17 protein-coding genes are annotated in these 16,591 nt (G+C 65.8%); 3 read left to right on the top strand and 14 right to left on the bottom strand.

The window, feature by feature from the left end; translation table 11 throughout:
* Nucleotides 1–82 precede the first annotated feature (82 nt).
* Entirely contained in the window at nt 83–736 is a 654-nt protein-coding gene (locus H7F16_RS14115) for a protein-L-isoaspartate O-methyltransferase family protein (protein ID WP_185798267.1), read from the bottom strand.
* Between the two features lie 221 nt (nt 737–957).
* On the opposite strand from H7F16_RS14115, the gene H7F16_RS14110 reads away from it, so the two are divergent.
* Nucleotides 958–1,800 (top strand): fumarylacetoacetate hydrolase family protein, encoded by an 843-nt coding sequence (locus H7F16_RS14110; RefSeq protein WP_185798266.1) that lies wholly within the window; start codon nt 958–960, stop codon nt 1,798–1,800.
* A gap of 110 nt (nt 1,801–1,910) precedes the next feature.
* On the opposite strand, the gene dxs is transcribed toward H7F16_RS14110, so the two are convergent.
* From dxs to H7F16_RS14045, 13 genes are all read right to left on the bottom strand, one after another.
* Nucleotides 1,911–3,824, bottom strand: a complete 1,914-nt coding sequence (dxs, locus tag H7F16_RS14105) for a 1-deoxy-D-xylulose-5-phosphate synthase (protein WP_185798265.1) — start codon at nt 3,822–3,824, stop codon at nt 1,911–1,913.
* A gap of 169 nt (nt 3,825–3,993) precedes the next feature.
* Nucleotides 3,994–4,218 (bottom strand): RC-LH1 core complex protein PufX, encoded by a 225-nt coding sequence (gene pufX, locus H7F16_RS14100; protein ID WP_185798264.1) that lies wholly within the window; start codon nt 4,216–4,218, stop codon nt 3,994–3,996.
* 12 nt (nt 4,219–4,230) lie between these two features.
* Complete coding sequence (pufM, locus tag H7F16_RS14095; protein WP_185798263.1) at nt 4,231–5,154, bottom strand: photosynthetic reaction center subunit M; 924 nt, start codon at nt 5,152–5,154, stop codon at nt 4,231–4,233.
* Complete coding sequence (gene pufL, locus H7F16_RS14090; RefSeq protein ID WP_185798262.1) at nt 5,147–5,995, bottom strand: photosynthetic reaction center subunit L; 849 nt, start codon at nt 5,993–5,995, stop codon at nt 5,147–5,149. The genes pufM and pufL overlap by 8 nt, the downstream gene beginning before the upstream one ends.
* Before the next feature lie 121 nt (nt 5,996–6,116).
* Complete coding sequence (gene pufA / locus H7F16_RS14085) at nt 6,117–6,281, bottom strand: light-harvesting antenna LH1, alpha subunit (protein ID WP_023664873.1); 165 nt, start codon at nt 6,279–6,281, stop codon at nt 6,117–6,119.
* A gap of 13 nt (nt 6,282–6,294) precedes the next feature.
* Nucleotides 6,295–6,444, bottom strand: coding sequence for a light-harvesting antenna LH1, beta subunit (pufB, locus tag H7F16_RS14080; protein WP_185798261.1), 150 nt, complete (start codon nt 6,442–6,444; stop codon nt 6,295–6,297).
* 192 nt (nt 6,445–6,636) lie between these two features.
* Nucleotides 6,637–6,855, bottom strand: a complete 219-nt coding sequence (gene pufQ / locus H7F16_RS14075; protein ID WP_185798260.1) for a cytochrome PufQ — start codon at nt 6,853–6,855, stop codon at nt 6,637–6,639.
* Nucleotides 6,852–8,324 (bottom strand): chlorophyllide a reductase subunit Z, encoded by a 1,473-nt coding sequence (gene bchZ, locus H7F16_RS14070; protein WP_185798259.1) that lies wholly within the window; start codon nt 8,322–8,324, stop codon nt 6,852–6,854. Before bchZ ends, pufQ begins: the two co-directional genes overlap by 4 nt.
* Before the next feature lie 49 nt (nt 8,325–8,373).
* Nucleotides 8,374–9,942 (bottom strand): chlorophyllide a reductase subunit Y, encoded by a 1,569-nt coding sequence (bchY, locus tag H7F16_RS14065; protein ID WP_185798258.1) that lies wholly within the window; start codon nt 9,940–9,942, stop codon nt 8,374–8,376.
* A gap of 60 nt (nt 9,943–10,002) precedes the next feature.
* Nucleotides 10,003–11,007: a chlorophyllide a reductase iron protein subunit X gene (locus H7F16_RS14060; RefSeq protein WP_185798257.1), complete on the bottom strand. Its 1,005-nt coding sequence runs from the start codon at nt 11,005–11,007 to the stop codon at nt 10,003–10,005.
* A complete protein-coding gene (bchC, locus tag H7F16_RS14055; protein WP_185798256.1) occupies nt 11,004–11,948 on the bottom strand; it encodes a chlorophyll synthesis pathway protein BchC in 945 nt (314 codons plus the stop codon). The genes H7F16_RS14060 and bchC overlap by 4 nt, the downstream gene beginning before the upstream one ends.
* A gap of 136 nt (nt 11,949–12,084) precedes the next feature.
* Nucleotides 12,085–13,203, bottom strand: coding sequence for a methyltransferase (locus H7F16_RS14050; protein WP_185798255.1), 1,119 nt, complete (start codon nt 13,201–13,203; stop codon nt 12,085–12,087).
* A 2-nt stretch (nt 13,204–13,205) separates the two neighbouring features.
* On the bottom strand, nt 13,206–14,075 hold the full coding sequence (locus H7F16_RS14045) for a polyprenyl synthetase family protein (RefSeq protein WP_185798254.1): 870 nt from the start codon (nt 14,073–14,075) through the stop codon (nt 13,206–13,208).
* A gap of 124 nt (nt 14,076–14,199) precedes the next feature.
* Between H7F16_RS14045 and crtD the strand changes: the two genes are divergently transcribed.
* Both crtD and crtC read left to right on the top strand, forming a co-directional pair.
* Nucleotides 14,200–15,756, top strand: a complete 1,557-nt coding sequence (gene crtD, locus H7F16_RS14040; RefSeq protein ID WP_185798253.1) for a 1-hydroxycarotenoid 3,4-desaturase CrtD — start codon at nt 14,200–14,202, stop codon at nt 15,754–15,756.
* Nucleotides 15,757–15,770: 14 nt separating this feature from the next.
* Nucleotides 15,771–16,589 carry a carotenoid 1,2-hydratase gene (gene crtC / locus H7F16_RS14035; protein WP_338402012.1) on the top strand — a complete coding sequence of 273 codons (819 nt, stop codon included), beginning with the start codon at nt 15,771–15,773 and terminating at the stop codon, nt 16,587–16,589.
* Nucleotides 16,590–16,591: the final 2 nt, after the last annotated feature.

The raw sequence follows: 16,591 nt of genomic DNA, 5'->3' as shown, positions 1-16,591 counted from the left end.
TCGCCCCTAAATCCCGCCGCGCCCTGTCAGGCCCGTCTGTCCAATTGCGCCCGCGCGATAGGAAACCGCTGCGGGCAAGCCGTCACAAGGTGAAGCCGCGCTTCGCCGCGAATCCCGGAAGCAGGGGCGCCGTCGCGTTGAAGGCAAAGCGCCATGTCACCACGCCGTCGATCTTGTAACCCACGCGGGCCACGCCCAAGGCCCCTTCAAGGAACACGGCCCCGATACGCCCGCCCTCGCGCAGTTGCGCAAGCAAGGCGTCCGGCACGACCTCGACCCCGCCTTGCAGGGTAATCACGTCATAGGGCGCATGTTTCGCATCGCCCGCGGCCAAGGGCCCGACGATGACGGCGGCATTGTCCACGCCTTCGGCCGAAAGCGTGCGCTGCGCCTCGGCGGCCAGCGCCTCGTCCTCTTCGACCGCCACGACCGCATCGGCAAGGCGTGCGATCACGGCGGTGGAGTAGCCAAGCCCGCAGCCCAGATCGAGAACCATCTCGCCCGGCTGCACGTCGAGCGCGTCAAGCATCTTGGCAAGGGTGCGCGCTTCCAGCACGACACGGCCTTGGGCGATTTCGACGTTTTCGCCCATATAGGCGGCTTCGCGCATCGCCGCCGGCACATAGACTTCGCGCGGCACCGCAAGCATCGCCTCGATGATCGGAAATTTGGTCACATCCGAAGGGCGGACCTGCGTGTCGACCATCATCACGCGGCGGGCCGAGAAGTCGCTCATGTCTGAACTCATCAGTCTAGTTATGTCCCGTTTGGTTTGCCACAGAAGTGCTGCCTCGGCAACGCCCGATGCGTTTTCCTGACACGTGGAAGATGCGCTTTTCCGTCGCGACGGGCCGCCGCGATGCAAAAGACGGCGCAACTAACATGTCAGCCCTTGCCAAAGCGTGGCTTTCGCTGTTCCCCTGCCCGCGTCAAAGATGCGGCAAGGAGGGTTTGCGGATGAAACTGATGCGCGTGGGCGAGGCCGGTGCCGAAATTCCGGCGATGCTGGACGCAGGCGGCAAGGTCCGCAGCCTTGCCGGGATCGTGCCCGATATCGCCGGCGCGACGCTGACGCCCGAAGGTCTGGCACGGCTGCGCGCGCTCGACCCCGCCAGCCTGCCCGAAATCGTGCCGTCGCGCATCGGCGCCTGCGTCGGCAATGTCGGCAAGTTCATCTGCATCGGCCTGAACTATGCCGACCACGCCGCAGAATCGAACCTGCCCGTGCCGAAAGAGCCGGTGGTCTTCATCAAGGCCAATTCCGCCATCTGCGGACCGAACGACGATGTCCTGATCCCGCGCAAGTCGGTAAAGACCGACTGGGAGGTCGAGCTTGGCGTCATCATCGGCAAACGCGCGTCCTATGTCTCGGAAGCGGATGCGATGGACCATGTGGCGGGCTACTGCGTGATCAACGACGTCTCGGAACGCGAATTCCAGATCGAACGCGGCGGCACCTGGGACAAGGGCAAGGGCTGCGACACCTTTGGCCCCATCGGCCCGTGGCTGGTGACGGCGGACGAGGTGCCGGATCCGCAGGCGCTTGGCATGTGGCTCGAGGTGGATGGCAAACGCTACCAGAACGGCAGCACCCGCACGATGGTCTTCGGCGTGCGCCACCTCGTGCATTACGTCAGCCAGTTCATGTCGCTCAATCCCGGCGATGTGATCTCGACCGGCACGCCCCCCGGTGTGGGCATGGGGCAGAAGCCCGACCCGATCTACCTCAAGGGCGGCGAGGTCATGCGCCTTGGCATCGAAGGATTGGGCGAACAGCGCCAAAAGGTCGGCCACGCCTAGGGATTTTACGCGAAAATCCTGACGACACGAATTTTCTGCGAAAATTCAGGACAGGCCTGTCCCGATTTTTCGCAGAAAAATCGTTGCGGAAATTCTTCGCAGAAGAATTTTCACACGACCCGCAGACCGCCCTTCGCCACGTCGCGCCCCAACGCCTGCCGCACCGAGCGGGCAATGTCCTTGGCTGTCAGTCCGGCCCATTCGTACATTTGCGCGGGGCTGCTCTGGTCGATGAACCGGTCAGGCAGCGTCAGCGTGCGGATCGCCCGCCCCCGCTCAAGCCCGCCCGAATTCGCAAGGTGGTGCAGAACCAGCGCCCCGAAGCCGCCGACCGCCCCCGTTTCCAGCGTGACCAAGGCCCCGTGATGCGCGATCAACTGGTCGATCAGCGCGGTGTCGAGGGGCTTGGCAAAGCGCGCATCCGCCACTGTCACCGAAATCCCCTCGTCCTGCAGCGACTCGGCCGCTGCCAAAGCCTCGGAGAGATGCGCGCCATAGGACAGGATCGCGGCATCCGTTCCCTCGCGCAGCACACGCCCCTTGCCAAGCGGCAGCGGCACCCCGCGTTCGGGCAACTCGAGCCCGACGCCTTCGCCCCGCGGATAGCGGAAGGCGATGGGGCCGCTGTCATGGGCGATGGCGGTGGCGACCATATGCACCAGCTCCGCCTCGTCCCCCGCTGCCATGACGGTGAAATTCGGCAGGTTTGCCAGAAATGCGATGTCGAAGGCCCCCGCATGGGTCGCCCCGTCCTGCCCCACCAGCCCCGCGCGGTCGATGGCGAAGCGCACGGGCAGGTTTTGCAGCGCCACATCATGCACGATCTGGTCGTACCCGCGTTGCAGGAAGGTGGAATAGATCGCGCAGACCGGACGTAGGCCCGCCGCAGCCATGCCGGCGGCGAATGTCACACCGTGCTGTTCGGCAATGCCCACGTCGAAGACGCGGGACGCAAAGCGCCGCGCCATGATGTCCAGCCCCGTTCCCGAAGGCATCGCCGCCGTGATGGCGACGACACGCGGGTCGCGCGCGGCCTCGTCGGTCAGGGCATTGCCGAAAACGGTGGTATAGGCGGGGGCGTTCGACTTCGACTTGGCCTGTTCCCCCGTCAGCGGGTTGAACTTGGACACGCCGTGATACTTGTCCGCCGCGCTTTCGGCAGGCGCGAACCCCTTGCCCTTGACCGTCACCGCATGAATCAGCACCGGCCCCGTCGCCCGCGCCCGTGCCGCCCGCAGCGTGGCCAGAACCTGCCCCATGTCATGCCCGTCGATCGGGCCGATATAGGAAAAGCCCAGCTCCTCGAACAATGTGCCGCCGCCGGGCATTCCCGTCACCAATTGCCGCGCCCGCCGTGCGCCATCGCGCATCGGGCCGGGCAAATGGGCCTCGAATTCCTCGGCTGCCGCCTTCAACAGCGACAGCGGCCCCTTGGCCGCAATTTCATTGAGGTATTTCGACAGCGCCCCCACCGGCGGCGCAATGGACATGTCATTGTCGTTGAGGATGACGAAGAGCCGCTTGCCCAGATGGCCCGCGTGGTTCATCGCCTCGTAGGCCATGCCCGCCGTGATCGCGCCGTCGCCGATGACCGCGATGGTATCGCCCACGGGTTGCCCCATCTCGCGCGCCATCGCAAAGCCGAGGGCCGCCGAAATCGAGGTCGAGCTATGCGCCGCGCCGAAGGGATCGTATTCGCTTTCCGACCGTTTGGTGAAGCCCGACACCCCGCCGCCCTGCCGCAGGCTGCGCATCCGCTCGCGCCGCCCTGTCAGGATCTTGTGCGGGTAGCATTGGTGGCCGACATCCCAGATCAGCTTGTCGGTCGGCGTGTTGAACACCGCGTGGATGCCGACGGTCAGTTCCACCACCCCCAGCGAGGACCCCAGATGCCCGCCGGTTTCCGAAACGACCTGGATCACTTCGGCGCGCACCTCATGCGCCAGACGGCCAAGCTCGGCATCGTTCAGCGCCTTCAAGTCCGCGGGACCGGATACCCGGTCGAGAACTGGTGTGCTGGACATGGCGCGTCTCCTTCAGTTGCAAAAAAGTGCCGTGTGGAGAACCCACACGGCACCAGGTCCCTGTCGCCAACAGGAAGGGAACCGGGCTGTGGTTGCGCCCCGGATCCGGGCCGGCATCGTGGCCCGAATTATGGAAGGTCCGGACGGACGGTGCCGTCCGGACCAAGCGTCAGACCGTAACCACCCGCTCGACCACTTCGATGGACGAGTTGTAGGGCGAGGGCGCTTCCTTGCTTGCTGCCGGAAGCAGCAGGCTCACGCCCCAGATGGCCAGCAGGATCGCGGCGATGGCGACGGTGAAGACCGCCCCCCACCCTGCGCCCGCGAGCATCTGGTACAGTGCCCAGGACCGCAAAGCCCGTCCCGGTTTTTCGTTGAAGTAGCCGTCAGACATGGCATTCGCTCCTTATTGCAACGGCGCGTAGCCGTGTTCCTGTGCCCAGACGAACCAGTTATCCACCACCGTGCCGGTGAGCAGGATACCGATGCCGCCGGTCAGCGTCACCAGCACCGCGAACCACCAGGCCCAACGGTGGATCCCCTCCATCGTGGCGTTGAACCCCATCGTCCAGCGCCAGAACAGGGCGGCGCGTTCGGATGCGGTCCCACGGTCGGCGATCTGTTCCAACTCGCGGTCGCCACCGAAGCGCGACACCGCCAGAATGGTCGCCCCGTGCATCGCGAACAGCAGGGCCGATCCGTAAAGGAAGGCGATGCTCAGCGCGTGGAACGGGTTGTAGAACAGGTTGCCGTAGGTCAGCGAGAAGTTGTTGGTCCAGTCGAGGTGGCTGAAGATACCGTAAGGCACCGCTTCCGACCACGACCCCATCAGCACCGGACGGATCAGGCCCAGCACAAGGAACAGCCAGATGGCGCTGGCAAAGGCCCAGCTCACATGCTTGCCCATGCCAAGGGCCTGCGCCCGCAGCCAGGTTCGCACCCACCAGGACAGAACCGAGATGAGCAGGAAGAACGAGGCGATCAGCCACAGCCCCCCTTCGGCGATCGGCGGGAAGCCGAGACCGTAGTCGGCTGACGGCGGCTCGAGCGAGAACCAGAACAGGTCACGCAGGAAAACCGCAGGGTTGAAGCCGGCCTGATACCAGAACCAGGCGCCGACGGTCATGAACCAGACCGCCCCCGACATCAGCGAGATCACCCCCATCGTGCCGAGATAGACCGGCCCGAGCTGGGCGTTGCCGAGCCAGCCCGCAAGGTTCGAGAAGCTCGCACCCTTGCCGCGGTTGGACAGCTCGACCCCTTCGACCATGCCCATTTCGGGCGCGGCGCGGACCTGCACTTGGGTGAAGATGTTCTGATACTCAGCCATTTACGCCTCCTGCGATGTCGGCCCACCACGGCAGCTGCAGCCACCAATCCCACCAGACGACCCATTGGTCGAACCAGATCGTGCCCGAGATGACGATGCAGATCGCGCTCCAGAAGGCCGCGTTCAGCGCCAGCAACAGGCCCAGACGGTGGATGCCGAGCGTGCCGATCGAATAGCCGATCAGGTCACGGAAATAGGTGTCCTCGTGGTCCGGCGTCCGCATCTCCTTGCCCTTTTCGGGGTTGGCGGCGGACAGGATCAGCGCGCCGTGCAGCGAAAGCGCCAGAGCGTTGGTGAAGAAGAAGCTCACCGCGATCATATGGACCGGATTGTAGTGGAAGTTGCCGTAGGTGTAGCCGGTGTTCGACACCCAATCGAGGTGGCTGAAGATGCCGTAAGGAAAGGCATAGCCCCAGCTTCCCATCAGGATGGGCCGGATCACGACCAGCGTGACATAGGCGAAGATCGCCACGCCGAAGGCCACGGGGATGTGGAAGCCGATCCCCAGCTTGCGGCAGATCTCGACCTCGCGCAGCGCCCAGGACACGAAGGCGCCGATGGCGCAGATCGTGATGAGCTGCCACAGCCCGCCCGCCATAAGCGGGGCAAAGGCCAGCCCGTTTTCCACGGGCGGCGGGTTGATCGAAATCAGCCACGGGTTCCACACGCCCTGCATCGCGGTCCCGTAGAAGATCAGGATCGTGCCGAGCGCGGCAAAGAAGAATGTGGTGACGCCAAAGAAACCGACGAAGAACGGCCCGACCCAGAAGTCGAACAGGTTCCCCCCGATCAGCGTGCCGCCTGGCACGCGGTATTTTCGTTCGAAGCTGAGCAGTGCCATGCTTCCCTCTCCGCTTGTTGCGACCGGCGGTCAGTTTTCCGATAGCCGTCGAGTTGCGCCCGTAGGGGTCGCCGCGGCCGAGGGACCAGCCCCCGCCCGCAGCAAGTGCCTTACGGCAAGATCACATACCGGCTCCGCCAGCCGCCGCAGCGGTCTGGAACCAGTTGATGCCGTTGCTCAGAACCACGAGGTGGATCATCGCTGCGAGCAGGAACAAGAAGACGCCCTGCGCGACGAAGACGCGACGGGGATCGAAGATGAGCCAGATTTTATAGAATTTGGACATGTTTTGATCCTCCTCAGAACCAGGGGCGCCAGATGTACGTGGCGATATGGGCGACGACGGCGATGGCCGTGAACAGCCAAAGCCCGCTCATATACACCGAGTGCAGTTCCTGCGCCTGCTCGTCGGTAAGACCTGTGAAGCTCAGGTCGGTTTTATCAGCCATAACTATCCTCCGGATGGGCAGACTGACGCCGCATTCCCTGCGGCGGGGTTCACGGTCGGGCGGAGTGCCGTTCCGAGTTTCCACCGTCCCCCGATGGCCTGGGGGGCGGCGAATGGTTTGACGGGCTGGGCGCAACCCTGAGAGAAGTCGTCTCCGGTACCTTGCGGGACCGGAAGCTTGGCAACCGGCCTGTCAGGGCCGGAAGATATTCGGCGTGATCGTCCCCGCCTCGCGCCAGGCGCGGGCCAGCGGGCCATGCACGGGCAAGGCCCGGTTGACCGCGATCTGGACCACCCAGGCGACAAGCGCGAAGGGGATCGCCACAAGGAAGATCAGGGCGAAATACACGTAGAATTCGGCACGCGGGGCGCGGTGGGTATGGTTCCCGCTCCCTGAGGTGTAATCGCTCATGCTGGTGCTCCCTTTGGTGACTGTTGCGGCCCGCGCAGGGCCTCGACGGTTTCCCGGACGACGCGTTCCGCGCCTTGGTCCAGGGCCGACTTTTCGGCCGCATCCCGCAGCGTGCGGGCGGCGGAAATGCGGGTCAGGATCGGGTGTTCCGACACGATCCGGTCAAGCTCGGCCTGCGCGTCGGCATCCCAGGGGAAATCGCGGCGCAGGGTTGTGGGGGTATGGGCCGCGCTGTCCATCTCGGTGCCGAGCGGCAGGATGTGGAACAGCGCCTCGAACAGGCCGTTGCACACCTCTTGCAGCATCCAGACGCAGCCGGCGTAGCCCATGAAGGGCGTGCCGGTGTGGCGACGGATGGCGGCACCGGGAAAGCTTGCCGCGATGAAATGCGGCGCGGGCCCGTGTCCGGCCTTCAACTCGGCCAGATACATCTTTTCGTTGATCGACCCCATGACAACGAGGGGACGGTGCTGCCGCATCAACGCGCGCACCTGTTCGTTGTTGGTCTTCTGCCCCGCCATCCGCGCGACGGCGAAAGCGCAAGGCAGGCCAAGGTCGGTTTCCAGATAGTGCCGGATACCGCGGGCGTAGGTTTCGTTCGCAACCACGGCAAAGCTGGCCGTGCCGAAGAAGTCCTGCGTGACCGAACGCCACAAATCCCAGACCGGCTTCAGCGTCGAATGCTTTTCGCGCGCGATGAACGGCTCGGGGTCCAGCCCCAGCAACTCGCCCAGCTTGCGCAGGAACTTGGTCGTCGAATCCAGCCCGATCGGCGCTTGCAGATAGGGCTTGCCCAGAACCTGGGCGAGACCGCGGCCGAACTCGCGGTACATCACGATATTGACGTCGGCATTCACAAGGTTGCGCATCTCGGCCAGATGCGCGCCAAGCGGCATGACCATGTTGACCTCGGCCCCGATCCCTTCGACCAGACGGCGGATCTCGTGCAGGTCCGAGGCCATGTTGAACACGCCATACATCGGCCCGAGGATGTTCACGCGCGGCTTGTCACCCGCTTCGCGCTTCTTCTCGACCGGCATCCGGCCCTTGGTCTGGCCGAATTCGGTAAAGATCCACGTCATCGCGCGGTCGGCGGCCTGCCACTGGTCTTCGTCGATGGTGCGCGGCAGGAACCGCTGGATGTTGGTGCCTTGCGGCGTCACACCGCCGCCGATCATCTCGGAAATCGACCCTGTCACCACCACGGCGGGCAGCGCCGGATCGAGCGTCTTCCACGCCCGCGCCATCGATGCCTCGGTGCCCGAGGTCATCTCGTCCTCGCCCAGACCGGTGACGACGATGGGCAGCTCGTGCGGGGGCAGCGCATCGGTGTAGTGCAGAACGCTCGTGACGGGCAGGTTCTCGCAGCCCACGGGACCGTCGATCACGACTTGCAGGCCCTTGACGGCGCAGAAGGCGTAAACCGCCCCCCAGTAACCGCCTGCCCGATCATGGTCCTGGATCAGCATGAATGCCCCCCGGTCCGATGATTTTTCAGCGAAAAGTCTTGGCGCAGGATCATATCATCTCCTCCGCCTTGGCGGCCTTGGCGGCCTTGTCGAGTTTCTTCTGGTGCGTGGCGCGGAAATCGGGGCGCAGGTTCGGCGCGCCCTCCCAGATGCCCGAGGTGTCGCCGGTGCCGACGCCTTCGAAAAAGTCCTTCATCCCGTCCATACGGGCCTTGTTGGCGATGGCGGCATTGACCACCTGCCCCAAAGACCCCGCCCCCGCCGGACCCATCAGGGGCCGCGCGGAAATCAGGTTGGTGAAGTAAAGCCCCGGAATGGCCAGCTCTTTCGCCTTCTGCACGACCGGGGTCGTGCCGATGGCGAGGTCGGGACGGAAAGCCTCCATCGCGGCGCAGTCATCTTCCAGCGAGGCGCGGTATTTCACGGCCACGCCCTTGGCCTCGAGCCAGGCACGGTCGGCTTCGGACCAGTCGTTCTTGGCGCAGGCGGTGCCGACATAGGCCACATCCGCCCCGCTTTCGATCAGCAGGCGGGCGACCAGAAGTTCCGACCCCTCATAGCCGGACAGCGTGATCCGCCCCTTGATCGGGTTGGCGGCCAGCGCCGACTTGATCGCGGGGCCAAAGGCGTTCTGCGCGGCGGCAATCTGGGCGGGGTTCACGCCATAGGCGTCACCGATCGCGGCCAGCCAATCCATCGTGCCATCATGGCCGACGGGGGCCGAACCCACGATCTTGCGGCCTGCGGCCTGAAACTCGCGGATGGCGGCGGTGTAGAACGGATGGATCGCCGCGACCACGCCACAATCGAGCGCGGCATAAAGCTCGCGCCATTCGCGGCAGGGCACGACAGGGCCGGCGGCCAGACCCATCGGGGCCAGCATCGCGCCGATCATCATCGGGTCGGCGGGGAACATCTCGCCCAGCAGGGCCACGGCGGGGCGGTCGGACCGCCCGCGTTCGGGGGCCTGCACGGGGCCGGCCTCGATCTCGCGGCGGGCATAGTTGAGCATGGCGCCTGCCAGCACGTCCTTGGCCTCGGCATGGGTCGGCACACCGAAGCCCGGCACGTCGATGCCGACGATGCGCACGCCGTTGATTTCCCGCGGCAGCAGTTTCAGCGGCACACCCGATGCCGTCGGCACACACAGATTGGTCACGACCACCGCGTCATAGCGTTCGGGATCGGCCAGGTCGTGAACGGCCTCGCGGATGTCCTCGAACAGCTTGCCCGTCACAAGGGTTTCCGAGTTGAAAGGCACATAGCCCACCGACCGTCGCGCCCCGTAGAAATGCGACACGAAGGTCAGCCCGTAGACGCAGCAGGCCGAACCGGACAGCACCGTTGCCACCCGCCGCATCCGCAGGCCCACCCGAAGCGAGCCGAAGGCGGGGCACATGGATTGCGGCTTGTCATGCGGGCCTTGCGGATAGTCGGCGGCAAACTGGTCGAGCAGTTCCGAATTGCCCGCCGCCCGCGCCGCTTCCTTCATCGTGCTGCCCGAATGGCAGCCAAGGCCGTCGACCGTGGCTCCCGCCAAATCCGGCGCGGCAGTCCCGGCGATCCCTTCGGTCACCGGAGTCTGGTCGGCCAGATCATAGCGGGTTTCGGCGGTCATTTCGACCCTCCGCCCGAAAGCGCGCGCAGCGCCTCTTCGATCTTTTGCAGCGCCGCAAGGTCAAACATTGTCGTACACCACTTCCAGCGATTTGATTTCGCCCGCGAATTTTCCACGCATGTCGGTGTCGGTCGCGGGCTCAAGCACGAAATCGGCCCCCGTGGTTTCGGCATCGAACAGACCAAGCAGCCCGTCCTGCGTCAGCGGTTTCGGGCGCAGCGGCGGCGCATCGGCCACGTTCTCGGCAAGCTCGGTGAACAGCCCGCCCCATTGCGTCGCATGGGTGCCGACGATCTGGTAATTGGCCGACTTGCGGCGCAGGTCGTCATCGGCGGGAATGCTGGCCAGAACCGGAATGTTCACCGCAGCCGCAAAGGCCGCAGCCTCGCCCGTTCCGTCATCCTTGTTGATGACCATGCCCGCCACGCCGACATTGCCGCCCAGCTTGCGGAAATATTCCACCGCCGAGCAGACGTTGTTGGCCACGTAAAGCGATTGCAGGTCATTGCTGGCAACCACGATCACCTTTTGCGCCATGTCGCGGGCGATCGGCAGGCCGAAGCCGCCGCAGACCACATCGCCAAGGAAGTCGAGCAGGACATAGTCGAAGTCCCAGTCATGGAAGCCCAGCTTCTCCAACAGCTCGAAGCCGTGGATGATGCCGCGCCCGCCGCAACCGCGGCCCACTTCCGGCCCGCCGAGTTCCATCGCGAAGACGCCGCCGCGCTTGAAGCACACGTCGCCGATCTTCACCTCTTCGCCCGCCAGTTTCTTGCGGGTCGAGGTTTCGATGATCGTGGGGCAGGCCTTGCCGCCGAACAGAAGCGAGGTCGTGTCGGATTTCGGGTCGCAGCCGATCAGCAGCACGCGTTTGCCGTTCTCGGCCATCATGTGCGACAGGTTCGCCAGCGTGAAGGATTTGCCGATCCCGCCCTTGCCGTAGATGGCAATGATCTGGGTTTTCTTCGTCGGCGGATCCATCGGAATCTCGAGGCTCGGCTCCTCATGCGCCTCGTCCCGCAAGCGGGCATCAAAGTCCTTGAGGTTCGGAATATCCAGCGTCATGCGTGTCCGCTCCAATCGAGGATCATTTTGAGGCAGTCGGGGTCGGTGAAGGCCGTCTCGTAAGCCGCCGTGGCGTCTGATGCGGGACGTTGGTGGGTGATCAGACCCGAAAGCGACAGCGCCCCCGCTTCGATCAGCGCGCGCGTGGCGGTCAGGTCTTCCGGCGTCCATTCCGAGGCGATGCGGAACCGCGCCTCTTTCATGAAGGCCGGCGGAAAGGCAAAGGCGACGGGTTCGGTGTAGAAGCCCGCCAGAACGATCTCGCCGCCCTTGGCCAGCCGCATCACCAGCTGGTCGAGCAGGCCCTTGGCGCCCGAGGCGTCGTAGATCGCGCGATAGTCGCGGCGCGTGTCTTCCGACGGGTCGATGCAGGCATAGCCCGCAGCACCCGCACGCCGGGCAGGATTCGTTTCCCAGACGGTCGGGGCCGGTCCGCCCGCAGCCAGCGTCAGACGCGCAAGCAGGCGGCCCAGGGTTCCGTGGCCGATGATCAGATCGGGCAGCGCGGTGTTGAACCCCGCCAGCGCATGACGCGCGGTGGCGGCCAGCGCCAGAAGCGCGCCTTCGGCACCCATGCCACGGTCGATGCGGGCGACGCGGTGGGCGGGTGTCGTCAAATGCCGCGAGGCACCGCCGAACAATCCGCGCACATCGCCTTCGAAACAGTTGGCACCGGGCACAAAGACATGATCGCCAACGGAAAATCCGCTATCCGGCCCCGCTTCGACCACTTCGCCTGCAGCCTCGTAGCCCGGCACCAGCGGATAGCCCATGCCCGGAAAGGGCGGCATCGTGCCGGACCAGAACAGTTTTTCGGTTCCCGTGGAAATGCCGGAATGGGCGATTTCGACGACCAGATCGCCCGCTCCCGGAGGAACGATGCCCAGCGTCGAGAGCGAAAGCTCTCGGGGTCCGGACAGGATGACGGCACTGGTTCGCACGGTTCTACCCCCCTGCCTCGGTCCGCCCTGTTGCCGTGAATTTACGGCAACACCCAGACTTTCGGCTCTATGTGTAAGTTTAGACTTACAATCTGGACTGTCAAATTAAATAGACAGTTTTTTGACGGAAGCGCCTTTAATTCGGGCGACGACCCGTCACGGCCGAGGTGACAAAGGGTCTGAACCCCGGCAAAACCTCTATGTTTTCAAAGCCTGCGGCCGAAAGCATCGCGCCGATTTCGCGGCCCGAACGGGTGCGCCCCGTTTGCATCGCGAGGGTGTAAATGGAAAAGTACACATCTGTCGCCGGATCGGGCCTGTCGCCCCCCGACATCGGCTCTGACACCACCAACCGCCCCCCCGGAGGAAGCGCGTCATATGCCGCGCGAAGCAAGCCAGTAACGGTTTCGTCACCGTGATCGTAAAGCACGCGGACAAGGCTGATCATATCGGCACCCGCGGGCAAGGCCTCGTCCCGGAACGATCCGGGGACGATTCTTGTCCGCCCGCCCAGACCCGCCGCCGCGAATCGTGCGGTCGCTCCGGGCACCACGGCGGGCAGGTCGAACAGCGTCAGCGCAAGGGCCGGATGGGCGGCCCCCACGGCGGCCAGAAAGGCACCCGTTCCGCCCCCCACATCCATCAGCCGCGTCACGCCGCGAAAGTCGACCAGCCGCAACGTGTCTTCGGCGACAAGGCCCTGGCTGTCGGCCATCAACACCGAATAGCGCGCCGCAAGCGCCGGATCCCCCGCCCCGCCCGCGCCGAACACATAGGGCCAGAAGCCCGCAAGCTCGGGCTTCGTCTCGCCCCGGAAAAAGGCCACGGGGTCGGACAGATCGCGGTACAGCACCGGATGGTGCCGCACCATCGCCTCGAGCCCGGGCACGGTCAGAAAGGCCGCCCCCCGCGTCGTCAGATGCCACAGCCCCGCCCGCCGCCTGACCAGACGCAACCCTGCCCCCGCCTGCATCAGCACCGCCATGCGTTCGGCAGGCACGCGGGCAAAGGCAGCAAGATCACCCGTCGGCAAAGGCCCGTCCGTCAGGCGATGCAGCAGCCGCAATTCGACCAGTGCCAGCAAGGCCTGCGATTGGACAAACCCCGAGACCACATCGAAAAGCGCCCGCCCTTCGGCCCGCGCGATATGCTTGAGCCCCGGAATCCTTGAACAAACCGCATGGAAGCGGGGCGAAAGGCCCAACCGCGCGGCCCAGCCCAGACCTGATGCCACCTTTCCGGATGCCTTCAGCATCGCTAGCCCCGAACGGGCGACAGATGCACCGGCGTCATCTTCTCGGCATAGGCCCGCACCATCGCGGCCAACTTCGCCTCGCCGGGGCAAGACGGGATCGAGGCGATGGCCCCGCCCAGAATGTCCTTGAGATGGCTGACCGCCCCCGCAACACCCATCTCGGCCACGGCCGAAGGCCGCTGGTGCGCGGCATCCTGACCGGCAGGCTTGCCCATTTCCTCGGGCGTGAGCAGCGCGTCTTTCAGATCGTCGGCCACCTGAAAGGCCGACCCGATCCTTGCGCCCAATTCTTCCCACGGCTCGGCATCCTGCCCCGCGGCCACGGCCCCCATCTGCGTGGCGGCAATGAACAGCGCGCCCGTCTTGGCCCGGTGATAGGCGGCAAGGTCGATCACCGCTTCGCTTTCCCAGCCCTGCCCCGCGCAAATTCCGCCCGGCATCCCCGTCCGCTGCGCGAGAATCCGCATCAGGTCCACCGCACGGCGCGGATGGTCGCCCGCCGCCTGCGCCAGCACCTCGAAGGCCAGCACGATCAGCGAATCGCCGGCCAGAACCGCCAGCGGCTCGCCAAAGGCGCGATGCACCGAAGCCTTGCCGCGCCGCGTGTCGGCGTCGTCGAAACAGGGCAGATCGTCATGGACGAGACTGGCGCAATGGATCAACTCGAGCGCCGCCGCCGACGCATCCGCAAGGCCGGGACGGTCGTCGCCGCAGGCCGTTGCCACGGAAAGCAGGATCGTCGGCCTGATCCGCGCGCCCCCCGGAAAGACCGCGTGGTCCAATGCCGCCTGCAAGCGGGGCGGTGCATCCGCCCCCTTCGACAGCGCAAGGGCCGCAACCACCGCCTGCTCGATCCGCCCGTCCAGTGCCATGATCGCCCCTCTTTGCGCATCGCTTTTGCAAAGCATTGCACCGGCAAGCGGATGTGTAAACTAAATCTTACACCATTCTGTAATCCAACTTGGACAAACCGCCGCAGCCCGCTAGACTGTCCCGATGGAAAGCGACCCGACCAAGGCCATCGTCATCGGCGCCGGAATGGGCGGCCTCGCCTCGGCCATCCGGCTTGCGGCGGCGGGGTTCGCTGTCACCGTGCTGGAACGCGCGGCCACGCCGGGGGGCAAGGCCCGCGCCCTGCCCAGCGAAGCCGGGCCGGTCGACGCCGGCCCCACGGTGCTGACGCTGCGCCATGTTTTCGACGAGCTTTTCGCCCTGAACGGCGAAAGACTGGACGACCATGTCACGCTGATCGCGCAGACCGTCCTTGCCCGCCACTGGTGGCCCGATGGCAGCACCCTCGACCTCACGCCCGACCGCATGGCCAATGCCGATGCCATCCGCGCCCTGTCCGGCCCGCGCGAGGCTGCGGCCTTCCTGCGTTTCGACAGCCTTGCCAAAGACCTTTACGACACGTTCCAAGGCCCCGTCATGCGTGCGCCCCGCCCCGAGGCCCGCGCCGTCGCCCGCGCCGCCCTGCGCGTGCCGCGCCTGTGGCCCGCGCTGCTGCCGGGCCTGTCGCTCGACCGCCTGCTGCGCCTGCATTTCCGCGACCCCCGTCTGATCCAGCTCTTCGGCCGCTATGCGACCTATGTCGGCGGCAGGCCCGCCCATTCGCCCGCCGTCCTCGCCCTTATCTGGCAGGCCGAGGCGCGGGGCGTCTGGGGCGTGCAGGGGGGCATGCACAGGCTGGCCGCAGCACTTGCCGATCTGGCCGCGCGCATGGGCGTGACCTTTCACTACGACACCGGAGCCCACCGCCTGATCCGGCAGAACGGTCGGCTAACGGCGGTGCAGACGACAAAGGGCCAAGCAATTCCCTGCGCGTTCTGCGTCTTCAACGGCGATCCGGCGGCCCTTTCCGCGGGGCTGATGGGAAATGCCTTTACCGGCCCTGACCCTGCGCCCCCCAGCCTGTCGGCGCAGGTCTGGGCCTTTGCCGCGACACCGGCAGGGCCAAGGGCGCGCGATCTGGTGCATCACAACCTTTTCTTCACCGCCGACCCCGCCACCGAATTCGGCCCCATCGGTCGCGGCCGGATGCCCGAGGCGCAAACCCTTTACCTCTGCGCCGAAGACCGCCTTTCCGGCTTCGTCGGAACCGGACCCGAACGCTTCGAGATCATCCTGAACGCCCCTGCCGCCCTCGCCCAATCGACCAAGGACCATGACCTATGCCGGACACGCACCTTCCAGCAGTTGCAGGCGATGGGCCTGACCTTCGAGCCGCTCCCCGCCACGACCAGCCTGACCACGCCGAAAGACTTCGACCGGCTCTTTCCCGGATCGAAGGGGGCGCTCTACGGGCGCACGCCCGAGGGGGCGATGGCCACATTTCAGCGCCCGACGGCGCGCACGGCGCTGGCGGGCCTTTATCTGGCCGGGGGCGGAACGCATCCGGGGGCGGGAGTGCCGATGGCAGCCCTCTCGGGCAAGCACGCGGTCGCGGCGATTCTGCAGGACCGAACTTCGCCCTCCACGTCGCGCCCGACGGCTACGCCTGGTGGTATGTCGATGGCGTCTCGGATGACGGGACGCGCGCGGTCTCGGTCATAGGCTTCATCGGCTCGGTGTTCTCGCCGTGGTATGCGGCAAGCGGGCGGCGCGATCCGCAGAACCATTGCTGCCTGAACGTGGCGACCTACGGGCCGGGCGGGCGCTTCACCATGACCGACCGTGGCCGCAGCGCCCTGCGCCAGACGACCGACACGCTGACGGTCGGGCCAAGCCGCATGCACTGGACGGGCCGGCACCTGGTGATCGACATCGACGAGATCGGCGCGCTTCCGCTTGTCACCCCCGTGCGCGGACGCATCACCCTGACACCGCAGGCGGTCACCGATGCCGAAGTGGCCCTGCACCCCAACCACATCTGGCGCCCCTTCGCCCCGATCGCGCGCATCGACGTTGACCTGACCCAAGGCCACCGCTGGCAGGGCCACGGCTATTTCGACGCCAATTTCGGCACCGCCGCGCTTGAAGCCGATTTCGACTTCTGGACATGGGGCCGCTACCCCACGCAGAACGGCGCGCAGTGCTTCTACGATGCGACCCGCCGTGACGGCAGCACCCTCGCCCTCGGGATCGAGATCGACCACGCGGGCAAGGTGCGCGAAATCGCGGCCCCGCCGCTGACGCGGTTCAAACGCTCGCTCTGGCAGGTCAAACGCGAGACGCGGGCCGACGCGGGCACCCTGCCGCAGCAACGGCTCAACATGCTCGACGCGCCCTTCTACAGCCGCAGCCTTGTGCAGACCCGCCTGAATGGCGAGGTCACGACAGGCGTTCACGAGGCGCTCGATCTTACCCGCTTCCGCTCGCCGCTGGTCAAATCCATGCTGGCTGTCCGCGTGCCACGGCGGGCAAAGTGGACGCAGGACAGGCCCTGAAC

This window comes from Paragemmobacter straminiformis, assembly GCF_014243445.1.
Classification (GTDB): domain Bacteria; phylum Pseudomonadota; class Alphaproteobacteria; order Rhodobacterales; family Rhodobacteraceae; genus Paragemmobacter; species Paragemmobacter straminiformis.
Note: the sequence above shows the minus strand (reverse complement) of the source record. Positions and strands in the feature narration are given on the sequence as shown.

Coding starts and splice junctions, on each gene's coding strand:
- H7F16_RS14110 (WP_185798266.1), top strand. CDS start 958: ATGAAACTGATGCGCGTGGGCGAGGCCGGTGCCGAAATTCCGGCGATG.
- pufA (WP_023664873.1), bottom strand. CDS start 6,281: ATGTCCAAATTCTATAAAATCTGGCTCATCTTCGATCCCCGTCGCGTC.
- H7F16_RS14060 (WP_185798257.1), bottom strand. CDS start 11,007: ATGACGCTGGATATTCCGAACCTCAAGGACTTTGATGCCCGCTTGCGG.
- H7F16_RS14045 (WP_185798254.1), bottom strand. CDS start 14,075: ATGGCACTGGACGGGCGGATCGAGCAGGCGGTGGTTGCGGCCCTTGCG.
- pufB (WP_185798261.1), bottom strand. CDS start 6,444: ATGGCTGATAAAACCGACCTGAGCTTCACAGGTCTTACCGACGAGCAG.
- bchZ (WP_185798259.1), bottom strand. CDS start 8,324: ATGCTGATCCAGGACCATGATCGGGCAGGCGGTTACTGGGGGGCGGTT.
- crtD (WP_185798253.1), top strand. CDS start 14,200: ATGGAAAGCGACCCGACCAAGGCCATCGTCATCGGCGCCGGAATGGGC.
- dxs (WP_185798265.1), bottom strand. CDS start 3,824: ATGTCCAGCACACCAGTTCTCGACCGGGTATCCGGTCCCGCGGACTTG.
- pufQ (WP_185798260.1), bottom strand. CDS start 6,855: ATGAGCGATTACACCTCAGGGAGCGGGAACCATACCCACCGCGCCCCG.
- H7F16_RS14050 (WP_185798255.1), bottom strand. CDS start 13,203: ATGCTGAAGGCATCCGGAAAGGTGGCATCAGGTCTGGGCTGGGCCGCG.
- pufM (WP_185798263.1), bottom strand. CDS start 5,154: ATGGCTGAGTATCAGAACATCTTCACCCAAGTGCAGGTCCGCGCCGCG.
- bchY (WP_185798258.1), bottom strand. CDS start 9,942: ATGACCGCCGAAACCCGCTATGATCTGGCCGACCAGACTCCGGTGACC.
- pufX (WP_185798264.1), bottom strand. CDS start 4,218: ATGTCTGACGGCTACTTCAACGAAAAACCGGGACGGGCTTTGCGGTCC.
- H7F16_RS14115 (WP_185798267.1), bottom strand. CDS start 736: ATGAGCGACTTCTCGGCCCGCCGCGTGATGATGGTCGACACGCAGGTC.
- pufL (WP_185798262.1), bottom strand. CDS start 5,995: ATGGCACTGCTCAGCTTCGAACGAAAATACCGCGTGCCAGGCGGCACG.